The organism is Croceicoccus esteveae, assembly GCF_031846435.1.
Taxonomy (GTDB): domain Bacteria; phylum Pseudomonadota; class Alphaproteobacteria; order Sphingomonadales; family Sphingomonadaceae; genus Croceicoccus; species Croceicoccus esteveae.
On sequence record NZ_JAVRHS010000017.1, the window covers coordinates 17,624 to 33,209 of the forward strand.

At 60.1% G+C, this 15,586-nt stretch carries 17 protein-coding genes and 1 riboswitch; of the genes, 14 read left to right on the forward strand and 3 right to left on the reverse strand.

From position 1 onward, the window contains the following. Nucleotides 1-315: 315 nt before the first annotated feature. From RM533_RS13045 to cobD, 13 genes are all read left to right on the forward strand, one after another. On the forward strand, nt 316-714 hold the full coding sequence (locus tag RM533_RS13045; protein ID WP_311341667.1) for a hypothetical protein: 399 nt from the start codon (nt 316-318) through the stop codon (nt 712-714). Between the two features lie 396 nt (nt 715-1,110). Continuing rightward, nucleotides 1,111-2,109, forward strand: a complete 999-nt coding sequence (gene cobT / locus RM533_RS13050; RefSeq protein WP_311341668.1) for a nicotinate-nucleotide--dimethylbenzimidazole phosphoribosyltransferase — start codon at nt 1,111-1,113, stop codon at nt 2,107-2,109. Beyond that, nucleotides 2,106-2,858: an adenosylcobinamide-GDP ribazoletransferase gene (gene cobS, locus RM533_RS13055; protein ID WP_311341669.1), complete on the forward strand. Its 753-nt coding sequence runs from the start codon at nt 2,106-2,108 to the stop codon at nt 2,856-2,858. Before cobT ends, cobS begins: the two co-directional genes overlap by 4 nt. Then, on the forward strand, nt 2,849-3,409 hold the full coding sequence (locus tag RM533_RS13060) for a histidine phosphatase family protein (protein WP_311341670.1): 561 nt from the start codon (nt 2,849-2,851) through the stop codon (nt 3,407-3,409). The genes cobS and RM533_RS13060 overlap by 10 nt, the downstream gene beginning before the upstream one ends. Beyond that, the gene (cobO, locus tag RM533_RS13065; protein WP_311341671.1) at nt 3,406-4,011 is read left to right on the forward strand and encodes a cob(I)yrinic acid a,c-diamide adenosyltransferase; all 606 of its coding nucleotides are present in this window, start codon (nt 3,406-3,408) and stop codon (nt 4,009-4,011) included. The genes RM533_RS13060 and cobO overlap by 4 nt, the downstream gene beginning before the upstream one ends. A gap of 14 nt (nt 4,012-4,025) precedes the next feature. After that, on the forward strand, nt 4,026-4,649 hold the full coding sequence (gene bluB / locus RM533_RS13070) for a 5,6-dimethylbenzimidazole synthase (protein ID WP_311341672.1): 624 nt from the start codon (nt 4,026-4,028) through the stop codon (nt 4,647-4,649). 56 nt (nt 4,650-4,705) lie between these two features. Next, nucleotides 4,706-4,915, forward strand: a riboswitch (cobalamin riboswitch). Nucleotides 4,916-5,147: 232 nt separating this feature from the next. Beyond that, nucleotides 5,148-7,022: a TonB-dependent receptor plug domain-containing protein gene (locus RM533_RS13075; RefSeq protein WP_311341673.1), complete on the forward strand. Its 1,875-nt coding sequence runs from the start codon at nt 5,148-5,150 to the stop codon at nt 7,020-7,022. Next, nucleotides 7,022-7,855, forward strand: a complete 834-nt coding sequence (locus RM533_RS13080; protein ID WP_311341674.1) for an ABC transporter substrate-binding protein — start codon at nt 7,022-7,024, stop codon at nt 7,853-7,855. Before RM533_RS13075 ends, RM533_RS13080 begins: the two co-directional genes overlap by 1 nt. Continuing rightward, the gene (locus tag RM533_RS13085; protein WP_311341675.1) at nt 7,852-8,829 is read left to right on the forward strand and encodes a FecCD family ABC transporter permease; all 978 of its coding nucleotides are present in this window, start codon (nt 7,852-7,854) and stop codon (nt 8,827-8,829) included. The genes RM533_RS13080 and RM533_RS13085 overlap by 4 nt, the downstream gene beginning before the upstream one ends. Beyond that, entirely contained in the window at nt 8,826-9,602 is a 777-nt protein-coding gene (locus RM533_RS13090; RefSeq protein ID WP_311341676.1) for an ABC transporter ATP-binding protein, read from the forward strand. The genes RM533_RS13085 and RM533_RS13090 overlap by 4 nt, the downstream gene beginning before the upstream one ends. Before the next feature lie 12 nt (nt 9,603-9,614). Further along, the gene (locus RM533_RS13095; RefSeq protein WP_311341677.1) at nt 9,615-11,075 is read left to right on the forward strand and encodes a cobyric acid synthase; all 1,461 of its coding nucleotides are present in this window, start codon (nt 9,615-9,617) and stop codon (nt 11,073-11,075) included. Next, complete coding sequence (cbiB, locus tag RM533_RS13100; protein WP_311341678.1) at nt 11,075-12,013, forward strand: adenosylcobinamide-phosphate synthase CbiB; 939 nt, start codon at nt 11,075-11,077, stop codon at nt 12,011-12,013. Before RM533_RS13095 ends, cbiB begins: the two co-directional genes overlap by 1 nt. After that, nucleotides 12,013-13,011: a threonine-phosphate decarboxylase CobD gene (gene cobD, locus RM533_RS13105; RefSeq protein WP_311341679.1), complete on the forward strand. Its 999-nt coding sequence runs from the start codon at nt 12,013-12,015 to the stop codon at nt 13,009-13,011. Before cbiB ends, cobD begins: the two co-directional genes overlap by 1 nt. Here cobD and cobU read toward each other — a convergent pair. Further along, nucleotides 13,001-13,498, reverse strand: a complete 498-nt coding sequence (gene cobU, locus RM533_RS13110; RefSeq protein ID WP_311341680.1) for a bifunctional adenosylcobinamide kinase/adenosylcobinamide-phosphate guanylyltransferase — start codon at nt 13,496-13,498, stop codon at nt 13,001-13,003. The two genes, cobD and cobU, sit on opposite strands and share 11 nt — an antisense overlap. A gap of 276 nt (nt 13,499-13,774) precedes the next feature. Beyond that, nucleotides 13,775-14,056: a hypothetical protein gene (locus tag RM533_RS13115; RefSeq protein WP_311341681.1), complete on the reverse strand. Its 282-nt coding sequence runs from the start codon at nt 14,054-14,056 to the stop codon at nt 13,775-13,777. Nucleotides 14,057-14,146: 90 nt separating this feature from the next. Between RM533_RS13115 and RM533_RS13120 the strand changes: the two genes are divergently transcribed. Further along, entirely contained in the window at nt 14,147-14,392 is a 246-nt protein-coding gene (locus RM533_RS13120; RefSeq protein WP_311341682.1) for a hypothetical protein, read from the forward strand. 150 nt (nt 14,393-14,542) lie between these two features. On the opposite strand, the gene RM533_RS13125 is transcribed toward RM533_RS13120, so the two are convergent. After that, nucleotides 14,543-15,364 carry a transporter gene (locus RM533_RS13125; protein WP_311341683.1) on the reverse strand — a complete coding sequence of 274 codons (822 nt, stop codon included), beginning with the start codon at nt 15,362-15,364 and terminating at the stop codon, nt 14,543-14,545. Nucleotides 15,365-15,586: the final 222 nt, after the last annotated feature.

The following is a 15,586-nucleotide window of genomic DNA, read 5'->3' on the forward strand; positions in this document are numbered from 1 at the left end:
CGCACGATGCCGTTGAAGGCGGCGGTGATGCCTTGTGCACGGCCGATGTCCTTGTCCTGCGCCGCGGCATCCCGATAAAGAGCCAGCGGCCAGCGGCCAGCGGCCAGCGCTCAGGGCAATGCGGCAGGAGACAGCGCAGCGCCAGGCGGACCCCGGCGCCGTCGAACCGTGCCTCTGCACAGCGGGACACACCGCAGCGCAGAATGTGGACGAAGAGCGCGATGACCACGCGCTGATGCTTGGGCAGCTGCGACATGGATCAGTCGAAGTCATGCGATCTGAACCGCACGACGTCCTCAGGATCCATGCATCGGCGTGCGGCGGCCAGCAGCAATCGCGCGGCTCCGGGTTCCAGCCCTTGTCCTTGCGGTCGGAGCCGTTGCCGCGGTCCGGCGCACGTGGGTGCTGCGCTGCATCCCCGCGCCCGGTCCGCTGCGGGAATGCCATCCTGCCGATGCCATGGAGCAAATGAGCGGGGTCGATGATCCGTTCGCAGATCACATGGATGACCTCGCTTTCCTTCCGGACCCGTCCTTTCAGACCCACCATTGCGGCGGACATGATCGTGCGCCGCTGCGCTTCGAAGCGATCGGGCCACACGATGCCGTTGGCGATACGCACATGCCCGAACCCGTGAACGTCGCCGATCGGCAGGTCTGGAGGCGCCATGGCATGTTCCTGCAATCAGGAGAAAACGACCGGCTGCCGGTATGATGCTTGTCGATCCTGACAGGCAAGGGCCAGCAGCTATGCGGATTGAAGCAGAGCCAAGCGCCGTAATCCAGAACGAACATCGAGCTACGAACAGGCCACGTCTGACACGGCCGAGAAGAGGATGAAATCAGATCACTGTAGCACGGCCACCGGTGCTGACGGGAGACAGTGGTTCCAGGATCGAAACGACTGCGCGCCGCCTGGGAGTGAATATCGAAGACGCAGTGGAGCTCGCCGAAGCGACCGAGGTTAGCATTGCCTGGCGACACGTCCGCTTTGGCGGTGCTAACCCTGGAATGAAGGTTGAGAAAAGGCGCTCCAAACTTTCAATTCAGGACCGTCGACAACCAGGCTCCCGGCTTGTCAAAATACGAAATCGAACTAGAGCAATTGACGATGAATTCGCGGACCTTTCAACAGCTGCTTGATCAGAAAACCAAACCTATCGGCTCTTTGGGCGGACTCGAAGAACTCGCAGTTCGCGTTGCATCGGTCACTAACGACACTCGACCTGGAACGCTGAGTGCATCCCTGACGATCTTTGCAGCCGACCACGGCATTGCCGAGGAAGGCGTGTCGGCTTTCCCCCAGGAAGTGACCGGCCAGATGGTTTCCAACTTTCTTGCAGAGGGCGCCGCAGCAAACGCAATTGCGGGTGAACTGGGTATCCCGGTCGCCGTGGTCGATTGTGGAGTGAAGGATGTCCTGGTCAGCCGGGAAGACCTTATCAACATGCGCCTTGGAGCAGGAACGGCGAATAGTGCGCAGGGCCCTGCGATGTCTCAAGAAGTTGCTGCAAAGGCCATCAGCCAGGGACAATCCTACGGTCGTTCTCTCACAAGCAAGATCGTGTGTTTTGGAGAAATGGGCATTGCCAATACTTCTTCGGCAACGCTGCTTGCGAACAAGCTGAGCGGTATCCTGATTGCCGACCTCATCGGGCGTGGAACCGGTGTCGATGATGCCGGGCTAAAGCACAAGAAATCGGTTCTTGAACGAGCAGCTGCTCGGACGGGGCGACTGGCCCCTATCGATGCACTTGCAGAAGTGGGCGGCTTCGAAATCGGAACAATGGCAGGCGCTATGATTGGTGCATGTGCGTCGAATAAAGTCGTCGTGGTCGACGGCTTTATTGCGACAGCTGCTTCAGCGCTCGCGCGAGCCCTTGCACCTGGATGCGAGGCATCGATGATTTACGCGCATCGATCTGCCGAGCAGGGGCACACTGCAATGCTCGAATGGCTGAAGGCAAAGCCCCTGCTTGACCTTCAGATGCGCCTTGGAGAAGGCACCGGCGCGCTGCTCGCCGTCCCTATCATCCGCGCCAGCGTGTCACTGTTCGGGATGGCGAGTTTTACAGATGCCCGCGTCTCCGGTCGATCGGCCGACAAGTGAAGAAGCAGTTTATGGGATTCTGCGCAGCCTGGGTTTTCCTGACCCGCATCCCGCTTCCGACAATGGATATGAATGAGGAGAATTTCGCGCAGGCACCTGCGTTCTATCCGTTGGTCGGCCTTCTGATTGGTGGTATCGGATCTGTCGGGTACGCGGTTGGTCACTGGATCGAAGGGCCTGTTATCGGCGCGATCTTTGCTCTTGGCGCGACCCTGTTGGCGACCGGAGCCTTCCACGAAGATGGGCTTGCCGATCTGTTCGATGGTCTTGGCGCACAGACCAAGGACCACATGCTTGAAGTCATGCGGGATAGCCGGTTGGGGACTTTTGGCGCGGCAGCACTCTTCCTCGTGCTTGGTCTCAAAATCGCTATCCTCGTTGCGCTGCCGGCTTCTTTCACCCTCGTCGCGCTTCCCCTGGCGCATGGTATTTCCAGGATGTCGGCTGTCCTTGTAATCGCAACGAGCAGCTATTCGCGCTCGGAGGGAACGGCGAAACCTGTTGCGAAAGGCATATCGCGCAGCGCACTGCTGATTGGTTCGTTCACGAGCATCACTGCGCTGACAGCTTTCGGTTTGTGGTCATCATTCGATCTTGCGGCGGTCAGTCTTGCAGGGCTTGCCGTGGGGCATGTCCTTACCCGCCTGCTGTTTGAGCGGAAACTCGGCGGCTACACAGGCGATTGTCTTGGGGCTGTCCAGCAAGTGTCAGAGGTGGGCATCTATCTAGCGATCGCAGCGTGGCTCTAGTTTTCTTGCGGCATGGCGAGCCGCTGATTGCTCCTGGCATCTGTTATGGCCGATCAGATATCGGCGCGCGGGAATTATCCGAGGCTCAGCTTTGCGAGATCATCGGCACCGTTCCCGATACTCTCTATCGCATCGACACCAGTCCTCTGTCGCGCTGCTTGATGTTGGCGGAGAGGCTCGCGGAACGGCTAATGCTTCCGCTTCAAATCGATCCACGTCTGCAGGAGATTGATTTTGGGCGCTGGGAAGGATGCAAATGGGATGACATTCCTCGCAACGAACTCGATGAGTGGGCGGCTGACGTGACAGGCGCAAGCCCGCATGGCGGGGAAAGCGTCAATGACATGACGACCCGCGTTAGGTCCTATCTCGATGAGCCCCTGCATGGCGAAGCTGATATTCTGGCCGTGACGCATATGGGCGTTGTGCGTTGCGCGCATGCGGCGCTTGGGTATGAGGGCGCGCTCGAAATGCGACTTGACTATACACAGACGATGACATTCGGACCCCACCCATCTTTTTTGCGCGCTGATAGAGGCCCCACACGATGACAAGCAGCGATCCCGAGCACCACAAGAACGAAATGAAGAAGCTGCAGGAGGCTCAATCAAAGAAGCGCCGGGAGCTTAAAGATCCCGAGCACGGACTGGTCCTGGTCCACACGGGCAATGGCAAAGGCAAATCAAGCTCGGCATTCGGAGTGATCGCCCGGGCGCTGGGCTGGGGGCAAAAGGTCGCTGTTGTGCAGTTCATCAAGGGCAAGTGGAAGACTGGGGAAAAGCAGTTCTTCGATCGGTTTTCCGAAGAGCTTGACTGGCATGTGATGGGCGATGGCTTCACGTGGGATACGCAAGATCGCGAGCAGGACATCGAAGCTGCCGAGAAAGCGCTGCAAAAGGCGAAAGAGCTGATAAGCAGCGGCAATTACGCGCTGGTTGTGTTGGATGAGATCAACATCGCCCTGCGTTACGACTATCTGCATACCGATGCGGTGATAGCGGCACTTGAACGCCGCGGCGAAACCAATGTGATCCTGACAGGCCGCGACGCAAAAGCGAAATTGATGGATTATGCCGATACGGTGACTGAAATGACCGAAGTGAAGCACGCCTTCCACGCCGGCATACGCGCCCAGCAAGGAATTGACTTTTAGAAGCCGGCCCCGTGATGCCTGGGACCGAATTCGATGTTCTGCGCGAGCTGGTCGCCCGTCGGCGCGATGTACGGCGCTTTCAGACCAGGCCGATCGGGTCGGACATCCTCGATGACATCTTTCATCTGGTGGAAGGCGCGCCATCGGTTGGCAACAGTCAGCCCTGGCGCTGGGTGCAGGTCGACGGGTCCGAGGCGAGAGCAAAGGTGAAAAGCAGTTTCCAGGCTGCGAATGAAGCGGCTCGCAAAGCTGTGCCGGAAGACAGGCAGGGGCTTTATGCCAACCTCAAACTGGCGGGCCTCGATGAGGCACCGCTGCAACTCGCCGTGTTCTGCGACACTCAAACCACGCAAGGGTCTGGCCTTGGCAGGCAAACCCAGCCTGAAGCGCTGCATTATTCCGTTGCCTGCGCGATCATGATCTTCTGGCTAGCCGCCAAGGCCCGGGGCCTGGGTGTTGGCTGGGTATCGATCCTCAACCCTTCTGATATATCCGATTGCCTGGACGTGCCCGCAAGCTGGGATCTGATTGCGTATCTGTGCGTCGGATATCCCGAAGATGAGCATTACGATCCGGAGCTTGAACGCTATGGCTGGCAGGATCGCGTATGGTCCAGGCATCACGTCATCAAACGCTAGTGCGCCCCGTGCCGATCGACCCTTTATGGCCGAATTGACACCGCAATCTTCCTGGCGTAGAGGCCTGGTCAGATGGTGCTGCAAGTGCGAATGCGCTTGAAGCTAAGAGGGAAGCCGGTTTGAAACCGGTGCTGTGCCCGCAACTGTGAGCCGGGAGCCCCGAACCACTATGTCACTGGTTTTGCCCATCTTCGGGCAAGGTTGGGAAGACGGTTCGAAGGTGATGATCGGTAAGCCAGGAGACCTGCCATCGCGTCGTTCGTCCGGGGCCGGGTCCAGCCCAGTGGGACAGGAAATTTCTTTCCGAAGTAACGACAGCTTGGTCGGTCTCCGAAACTGCAGCGCGTAAGCGTTCGCGGTGAGCCATCTGTCGAATGCGCCGTGCGGGTTTCGGGACCCTCGTGCGGCATGACTTTGGACATACATATGAGACACGCAGTTTCCTTGGTTGCAGCAGCTTCAACTCTCACGCTGCTTCCGACATCTCTTCTCGCGCAATTGGCTGATGGACCGATTGAAGAGCGCCTGATTACGGCCCCGCCTGCGACCGATCGCCAGGGCGGTGCAAACCCCGGATCGATCGACATTGCCGTGACCGCCAATCGGACGAGCCGCGCGATCTCGCAGGTTGGCGCGTCCGTCACCATCGTTGGCGAAGAAGAGATCATCAATCGACAACCTACCGAAGTGCTGGACATCCTGCGCACCGTTCCGGGGGTGACCTTTACCCGCAACGGAGGCTTGGGCGCCAATGCAGGCGTGTCGATCCGCGGTGCGCAATCGGATCAGACGCTCGTGCTGATCGATGGTATTCGTATCAACGATCCAGCCTCGCCGGGCGGCGGGTTCAATTTCGGCACGCTGCTCGCGGGCAACATCTCGCGCATCGAAGCCGTCCGCGGTTCGCAATCCGTTCTTTACGGAAGTCAGGCTATCGGAGGCGTGGTCAACATGCTGACCCGTGAACCGACCGGGGAACTCGATGCATTTGCTCGCGCCGAATATGGCGAACGCGATACAGCCGAACTCGTCGGCAATGTCTCCGGCCGTGTTGGACCCGTTGCCGCCAGCATTGGCGCGACCTACGCCCGGACCGATGGCATCTCTGCTTTCAGCGGTGGGACCGAGCCCGATGGGTTTGAAAGTCTGGGCTTCAACGGCAAGATCGACGTCGCGCTGGCGGACAATGTTTCGCTCGATCTGCGTGGTTTCTATGCCGACGGCGACACTGATATCGATGGCTTTGGAAGGGATGCGAACATCGTTTCAAGCAGGGAAGACCTGGTTGGCTACGCCGGCCTGAACGCCGCATTCCTGCATGGGCGCTTTCGCAACCGTCTGGGCTTTGGTTACACCAATATCGACCGCCGCAATTTTGATTTCGACGCAGGCGTAGAAACCTTCGATGCGAACGGTGAGAACCGGCGCTACGAATATCAGGGTGTCTTCGATACAGGTGATCTGGCGGAATTCGTATTCGGCGCTGAACGCGAAGAATCCGAGTTGCGTACATCGAGCTACGGTGCGCCGCCCGCGTTCGCCGATGTCTGGATTAATTCGCTTTACGCACAGGTCAATACGACCCCGCTCGATGGTCTGTCCGTAACCGGGGGCATTCGTTACGACGATCATGAAACCTTCGGAAGCGCCATTACGTTCTCGGCCAGCGGCGCTTACTCGCCCGATAATGGCGACACCGTGATCCGCGCAAGTTATGGCGAAGGTTTCAAGGCGCCCGCGCTTTACCAACTGTTCAGCGAGTACGGGAACGCCGGTCTGGATCCCGAGGAAGCGGATAGCTGGGACGTTGGTGTCACCCACAGCTTTCTCGATGGCCGAGCGCAGGCGGGTGTGACCTACTTCAAGCGTGACGGCATGAATGAGATCGTCTTCCTGAGCTGCACGGACAGCCTGTTGCCGCCATGCCTCGTGAACGATCCTCCCTCTGGAACGTACGACAATATTGCGCGCACGCGGGCGGATGGCTGGGAGTTCGGCGTTTCGCTGCGACCGGTCGATGAGTTCGACGTATCGCTCAGTTATTCGATAATCGATGCGTTCGATGAAACGACGGGCAACCGGCTCCCACGCCGCGCCAGAGATACGGTAAGCCTGATTGCCGACTATCGCATGGAAAACGGCTTCGGCATCGGCGCAACCATCCTCGTTGTTGGAGACAGCTTCGACAACGCGTCCAACACCAATCCGCTCGACGGATATGCTCTTGCCGATGTGAGAGTGAGCTATGGCGTCACGGACAACATCGAACTTTTCGGACGCATCGAAAACGTGACCGATGAGGAGTACGAAACCGTGCTGGATTTCAGTCAGCCCGGCCGCACGGTGTTCGGCGGTGTGCGCTACCGGATGTAATGGCAGTGCGATCGATCCTCGCGGTGCTTTTTGGCCTTTCGCTGGTCGGCTGTGCGCAGCCTGCCCTGCGCAGCCCTGAAGCACCGCGACGGATCATCAGCCTCGATTACTGCGCGGACCAATACGTTCTGCGGTTCGCCGATCGAGGTGACATTCTCGCGCTGTCACCCGGCGCGGACGAACACTTTTCCTATATGCGCGCCGCCGCAAGAGGGCTGCCGCAAATTCGCCCACGCACAGCAGATGTTCTCGCGCTTAAACCCGACCTTGTCGTACGCTCCTACGGGGGCGATCCGAATATCACTGCCTTCATGGAACGCGCCGGCGTCCCGGTCGTGCAGATCGGATTTCCCCAGACGATCGAGCAGGTGCGAGAGGAGGTGGCGCGTGTCGGCGCCGAGCTTGGGCAAGCCGACACGGCGAGGCGGGTCATCGCCGATATGGACAAACGGCTCGGTGCGCTCGCGGCGAAGGCTGGCGACCGTCCCCAGGCATTGTACATGACGCCGGCGGGCGTAACCACAGGATCAGAATCCCTCGTGCATGAACTTATGACCGCTGCAGGGCTTGCCAACTTTCAAACCCGGAGCGGGTGGAACCAACTACCGCTAGAGCGTCTTGCCTATGAACGTCCGGACCTGATCGTTGCCGCTTTTTTCGAAAGCACCTCCAATCATGTGGACAGCTGGAGCGCGGCGCGCCATCCGGTGGCGCAAGCGCAGCTTCGCGAACTGCCGGTTGCAACGGTGGAAGGCGCGTGGACGTCCTGCGGTGGCTGGTTCCTGGTAGAAGCCATCGAGACCATGTCCAGACAAGCCCGCGGCGTTTCATGACACGTGTATCGGGTATCCTGTCGGCCGGTCTGGTCGCCGCGCTTGTGTTCTCGCTCCTGCTCGGTTCAGTGCCACTCCCGCTGGACCGCATTCTTGGTGCCATTGCTTTTCAGGCGAGCGAGGGAGACCAATTGCTCGTCTGGCAGATACGCCTGCCGCGAAGCATTGCCGCTGCCGTAGTCGGTGCAGCTTTGGGAATGAGCGGAGCAGCCTTGCAAGGGTTGTTGCGCAACCCGCTGGCTGAGCCGGGAATACTTGGTGTGTCCGCCACGGCGGCTCTTTTTGCGACCTTTGTCCTTTATTTCAGGCTGGTGACGGCAGGCCCGCTCGTCCTGCCGATCGCAGCCGTGTCGGGCGCATTGCTGGCGACCCTGGTCGTCGCTGCCGCAGCGCTACGCAACCGCTCGGTAGTAACTCTGATCCTGATCGGTGTCGGCCTTTCGAGCTTCTCTGCAGCACTGATGGCGCTGCTTATGAACCTTGCCCCCGATCCCTTCAGCCTGAGCGATATGGTGAACTGGATGCTTGGCACGGTCGCCAATCGCAGCTTTGAAGACATTGCGTTCTCGGCGCCGTTCCTGATCGCCGGGATCGCCATCATGCTTCTCACACGGCGAGGTCTTTCGGCGCTCACGCTTGGCGAAGAGATGGCAGAAGGGCTTGGCCTCAATCTCAAGATGCAGCGGCTCGGCGTCATCGCCGGCGCCGGGCTGGCGACGGGTGCGGCGGTCGCATTGGCGGGTTCGATAGGCTTTGTCGGCATCGTTGCACCCCACATTGTCCGACCTTTCGTTCGATACGATCCGGCGCGTCTCCTCATTCCTTCTGCCATTCTGGGCGCTCTGCTGCTGGTTCTCGCCGATGTGGGGGTGAGGCTCCTGCCGACCGATAACGAGCTCAAGCTCGGGGTCGTTGCATCCCTGATCGGCGCGCCGATCTTCGTATGGATAGCATCGCGGCGGAGGCTGGCATGAGCCTCTTCTGCGCTGATCGGCTCTCCTACACCGTCAAAGGCAAGCCGCTGGTTCTGGAAGCAAGCTTTGCGTTGGAACCAGGCACGCTGACAATGCTTGTCGGTCCAAATGGAGCCGGCAAGACAACACTGCTGCGACTGGCGCTAGGCCTGTTGAAGCCGGACAGCGGAACCGCGACGCTGGAGGGCAGCGACGTTAGCAAACTCGCCCCGGTGCAGCGGGCCCGCAAGGTCGCTTACCTCCCGCAACAACGTCCTCTGATATGGCCGCAACCGGTCCGCGATATCGTTGCGCTTGGCCGCTTCGCCTTTGGCGCAGCGCCAGGAAAGCTTTCTCGTGAAGATGAGGCTGCCACCGCCCGCGCGATCGCCACCTGCAATCTTGAAGGATTCGAGGAACGCGCTGCGGACACGCTTTCGGGAGGAGAGCTTTCGCGGGTCCACCTCGCGCGGGCTCTCGCCGCAGAAACTGCTCTTCTGGTCACTGACGAGCCTGTGGCCGCCCTCGATCCGCGCTACCAACATGAAGTCCTGCGGATATTTTCGGACTTGGCGAGAGAAGGCAAGGCTTTGCTGACGGTCGTCCACGACCTTGGTTTGGCAGCGCGATACGCCGACCGGCTGCTCTGGATGAAAGACGGGCGGATCGTTGCCGAAGGGACACCTCGAGAGACCATGACGTCGGACCGCTTGCGAACCGTTTTCGATATCAAGGCGCGGATCGATGCGACAGATGCCGAGGCCATCTCGCTCAACATCCTGGGGCCAGCCTAGGCAGGTCATACCATGGCAGCGCGCGCGATCATGTTGCAGGGAACAGGCTCCGATGTCGGCAAGTCGTTGCTGGTCGCCGGACTTTGCCGGATTGCAAAGCGGCGCGGTATAAAGGTCGCCCCGTTCAAGTCTCAGAACATGTCGAACAACGCCGCAGCCTGTTCGTCGGGAGGCGAGATCGGTCGGGCGCAGGCGTTGCAGGCAAGAGCCGCCGGCATCGAACCGACGACGGACATGAACCCGGTCCTGCTCAAGCCCGAGGGCGATCGCCGCTCGCAGATCGTGTTGAACGGCAGGCCTGTGCGAAGCGAGGAAGCCGCGCATTACATGCGGCATCGCGCGAAACTGCTTCCGCACGTGCTCAACGCCTTCGAAAGGCTTCGCGCATCTTGCGATCTTGTCATCGTCGAAGGGGCAGGAAGCCCCGCCGAGGTTAATCTTCGCAAGGGCGATATCGCCAACATGGGCTTTGCGCGTGCTGTGGATATACCCGTGGTTCTTGTCGGAGACATTGATCGCGGCGGCGTGATCGCGGCGGTCGTCGGAACAAGCGCAGTGCTTGATCCTGAAGATGCCGCGATGATCGAAGGGTTTGCGATCAACCGATTTCGGGGTGATCCCGCACTGTTCGACGACGGGGTGACATTCACCGAGTTGAAAACGGGTTGGCCGTGCCTCGGCGTCGTTCCCTGGCTCCCATGCGCCGCACGACTGCCAGCGGAGGACGCCGTCGTGTTGGAACGGCGAGCAGGCATGAAAAACGACATCGTCATTGCCGTCCCGATGCTATCGCGGATCAGCAATTTCGATGATCTCGATCCGTTGCGTGCGGAAGAGGACGTTGACGTTCGTTTCATACCGCCAGGAGCGCCAATCCCGCGCGACGCCGATGCGATCATCCTGTCCGGCACGAAGTCGACCCTTACTGATCTTGCCATGTTGCGCGAACAGGGCTGGGACCACGATATAATCGCGGGCGTTCGGACCGGCGCGCATCTCGTTGGCATTTGCGGTGGTTTCCAGATGCTGGGCACGCGCATCAATGATCCAGGCGGCGTGGATGGGATTGCGGGAAGCGCGAAAGGTCTTGGACTGCTGCGCATGACAACGCTGATGACCGGCGAAAAGACGGTCCGACCGATGCGTGCGGTGACTGTCCAGGAGCGGATCGCGTTGACCGGGTATGAAATCCATACTGGACGCTCAGATGGTCCTGCTCTCGCTCAGCCGTTTTGTATGCTGGAGGACGGCGTACCGGATGGAGCTGTCGCCAAAGGCGGCCGGATCATCGGCACCTATCTCCACGGCGTCTTTGCAAACGATGCGTTTCGTGGCGATTGGCTCGGTGGATTGCGCGGCGGTCGGGCAAGTTTACTCGACTATGAAGAAGGCGTCGAAGCCGCGCTGGACGAACTGGCTGACGGTCTGGAGGAGGCTCTGGATATCGACGCTATCATGGCAATGGCGCGATAATGTTCGCCTGGCTCATGCTCGCCGCACTCGCGATTGAGGCGGCGACGGGTTGGCCAGATTGGCTCGACCGGCGCATCGGGCACCCTGTGCGTTGGTTCGGCTGGTTGGTCGCAAAGCTGGAAAAAGCAGGCAATAGAACATCGCTGCCCAGGCTGGTGCGCATTGTTCTTGGAGGTGTGGCGACACTCGCCTCGGTTGCGCTGGTGGCGGTCATCGCATGGGCTGTCGCACAGATGGCTCCCGCGGAGCCCGTCGGTTTCGCAATCAGTGCCGTGATGGCATCCACCCTTGTCGCGACGCGTTCACTCCACGACCATGTTGCGGCAGTCAACTACGCCTTTTCAGCCAATGACCTTGCTCCGGCTCGCGAAGCGCTTTCGCGGATCGTCGGGCGCGAAACAGCGACGCTGGACGAGGCCGCCGTTGCGCGTGCCGCGATCGAGAGCCTGGCGGAAAACACGTCGGACGGCGTGATAGCGCCCATCTTCTGGGGCGTGGTCCTTGGCCTGCCGGGCCTTTTCGCGTACAAGGCTGTCAACACTCTTGATTCCATGATCGGCCATCGCAGCGAGCGTTACGAAGCTTTCGGAAAGGTCGCTGCCCGGCTTGACGATCTGGCCAATCTGATCCCGGCAAGACTTACCGGTTTCCTGTTCGGACTGTGCGCATGGTCCGCCCGAGCAGTCGCAGTGATGCTTCGCGATGCCAGATCCCATCGCTCACCCAATGCAGGATGGCCCGAAAGCGCCATGGCAGGAGCGTTGGGCGTGCGATTGTCCGGCCCTCGATCTTATGGCGCTGAGAAGTCCGACGAACCCTGGCTGAACGCGCAAGGGCGTAATGTCGCGATGGCCGACCTGAGCCGCGCCCTGTCGCTTTACCGCCTCACCATGGTGGTCACAGCCCTGATCCTTGCAGGTATTGGACTGGCGAGTTGATGAACGATCCTTCGCTCTTGCAAGGCCATGGGGGTCAAATCGACGCGATGGCGGCGGCGTTTCCGAATGCGCCCTTGCCCTGGGTCGACCTTTCCACGGGCATCAATCCCTTTTCCTATCCGTTGCCGCCTATCTCCAGGGAAGCCTGGGCCACGCTGCCGACCGCAAGGGATCGGGAAAGATGCGAGGTCGCGATGGCCGCGGCTTTCGGTTGCGACCGTGCGCACTGCCGAGCCGTTCCCGGTACCGAGCTGGTTATTCGGCAATTGCCCACAATCCTGAGCGGCAGGCGTGTCGTCGTGCGCAGTCGATCTTACGCCGATCATGCGGTGAGTTGGAGCGCAGCGGGAGCCGAGGTCAACGCCGTGGACGATCCGCTCGATCATCTCGATCACGCGGATGTCGTGGTGCTCGTCAATCCGAACAACCCCGATGGGATGCGCTGGCCGATCGAGCGAATTGAAGGCGCGCGCGCTGAACTCGCAAGCCGAGGCGGTTGGCTGATCGTCGACGAGGCCTATGCCGATCTTGAACCAGCGCTCAGCGTGTCCTCCATGGCTGGTCGCGAAGGGCTCGTGGTTCTTCGCTCTTTTGGAAAGTTCTTCGGACTTGCCGGAGTTCGACTGGGTGCAGCGCTTGGCCCGCCCGTGATGCTGTCTGAAATCACCGACAGACTTGGATCGTGGGATGTATCTGGACCGGCCCTTTCGCTCGGGGCTCATGCATATTCGAACTTACAATGGCACGACGCCGCGCGGGCACGGCTGAGGACGGCGTGCAAAGATCTGTCCTGCCTCATAGCGAAGGTCGGGATCGAGGAGCTTGGCGGGACCGATCTTTTCCGCTTCGTGCGCGTGCCCGATGCCGACAAGGTGTGGAAGGTCCTCGCAAACAGGGGGATCGCGGTACGGCGGTTTCGGGAAGACAGCCGGCATCTTCGGATTGGCCTGCCCGATTTTGATGCTTTGATCCGATTGGCCGACGTGCTCAGCCTTTGATCCGCAAAGGGACGCCAGCGACGACTAATTCCACCCGATCGCTTATCGCGGCAAGCTGTTGGTTCAACAGACCCTGCTCATCACGAAATTTCCGACCGAGCTGATTGTCGGGCACAATTCCCGAACCAACTTCATTGCTCACCAGGACAATCCGGGCCGAAGATGATCGGAGGGACCCAAGCAGCCTCTCCACTTCATTGCTGACATTGCGTTCCGCCAGCATGACATTGGACAGCCAAAGTGTGCAACAGTCGATCAGCACGCTTGAAGAGCCAGCCCTTTCAATTGCCGAGGGCAAGTCGAGCGAAGCTTCGATTGTGCGCCACCGATCATCGCGTTCTTGCCGATGCTTGTCGATCCGATCGCGCATTTCGTCGTCGAAAGCCTGCGCTGTAGCGACAAAAACGTGCGGATCAGGCAGCGCCTGAGCAAAGGCGAGCGCCAAGCGGCTCTTACCCGATCTCGCTCCGCCGAGGAAAAGGCTCACACGCCCAGCGATTGTGCCGTCTTTCTCATGAATAGCGCCGCATCATCTGTTGCTTGTATATTACGCGACGCGGCGAAACTTTACCAACCCGCGATCTCGTCGAGTGTTCTTCCATAGTCCAAGCAAATCTGATCTTTGTCTAAAAGCTTACATGCGTCTTTGCATGGAGAGGCTGGTTCATACGTGCCCGAAAGCAACATAGATCCTAGCTTAGCTGGATTGTTTGAGGAACGTAAAGTGCTAAGAAAACCGACGGGTTTGACATGAGTAACCGGGTTACTCCGGAGGAGATAGCTGCAGTGCCAAGTTCTGTCGGCATGGTGCGGTAACCATCTGCGGACGGCGGTTGGCCTCGGGGGTGACCGGGAGGATGTTGTGCAGCAGCAGTGTCTTGCAGACGGCGTCGCTGTCATATCCCTTGTCAGCCAGCAGCGCCTTGGGCGGTTTCACCGGCAGATCGAGCAGTTTGGGAACGGCACGAAAGTCGGACACCCCACCGGTGAGGATAAAGCCAGCAGGGCGTCCCTGACGGTGTGCTACGCGCGCCTGCGGCTCCACAGTGGGCGTGGCTCTTGCTCGTAAAGCCGCCGCGGCTTTGACCAGAGCCTTCCTTGCAGCCCCCCTTTTTTAGCGCCCGCTGCTGCGAGAATGGCCCCGAACTATGGTGCCGTCGATCATGTGCTGCCAATCGCCGGTGAGCCCCAACTCGACCAGCGTGTCGAGCATGGCATCCCGGACACCTTGTTCTGCTCATCGCCGAAACCGGATACAAACCGAGTTCCACTTGCCGAACTGTTCATGCATATCTCACTAGGGACATCCGACCCGCAGAACATGAAGCATTCCGTTGAGGAAACGCCGATTGTCATGGGCAGCCGTGCCTTCCTGCCGTAATCCGACGGCAGCAGAAACCCGATGCACGCCCATTGCCCGTCCGTGAGATCGCCGCGCCCCAGGACCGCCTTCCAAATGCGGCCTTGAACCAGAACTCAGCCTGCTTGGAAATCCACGATATCAACAGTGCGTAGTTTATCAGTTCGCGCACTATCGAAATCGGCGGGTGAAGCCGACCAGAACTTCAATATCAGGAGCGTCGCTATTCAGCCCGACATAGGTTGATAAGTCGAACTGTAAGTCCGGCGTCGGCTGCCAGGCCAGCAGTGCGTTAGCGGTCACCACCTTAGCGTGACCCGCCGGATCGCGGTCGCGCTGCGCAAACAATTCGCCGGTCATGCTGACGTTGGAGCCGAGGGCGTGTCCCACCGCCACAGTGCCCGAATAAAGGAGGTGTCGCCCGTCCCCGTCGCTATCTGCCTGAGCCGCTACGAGCGGTGTCAGATTGAAATTGAAACCGTTGCCCAACGCAAATTCCACCGGCGCAACGATGCCGGCCGACCAGGTGCCGGCGCTGACCTCATCCGAGCCGGTTGGGAGTACCACGAATGCCTGCCCAGCAAAGGAGATGCCGGACGATCCTCCATCGACAAACCGGTGACGAGCCGATAGGCCGACATCGCCGAACCCTTCAGACGTGGCGATAAAGCGCTCTCGAGTGGTGCGCGAATGCTGATACGGGGTGAAGCTCGCCCTGACTTCAGTATCGCCGCCGATGCCCAGTTTCAGTAGCGAATCACCCAACAGGTAGGAATTGGTGGTGCCATCGCCTTTGCTGCGCGACCAGTCTATGATGCTGGTTTCCAACTGGACAGCTCCGGCTTCCAGAACGCAGGTCGGTGTCGCATCGCCGGGGCGATCCGAACACAGCGGCGGCGCATCTTGCGCGCGGACACCGGGTGCAAAGCTGGTGAACACCAGCGCCAGGGCGAGTGGTAAGCCGCGCACGGCGACGTAGCGGGAAGGGGTCATATCACTCCCGCCCATAAGCAAAACAGCCGACCTTAGGAAGCGCCCTGGTCACCTGGAACCGTAATCCGTATGGTGCGATGGCGGGCCGCTTGGCGGATGCGGTGGTGTCGAGGGCCGAGGAGCGCTCCTTTCTCGAGGCACAAGCGCTTCGACACAAGGCGGCGCAGGTTCGTGACAGGCCGCATCGAAGGGCTCACCGACGAACCGGCCCGCCCGGCCGCG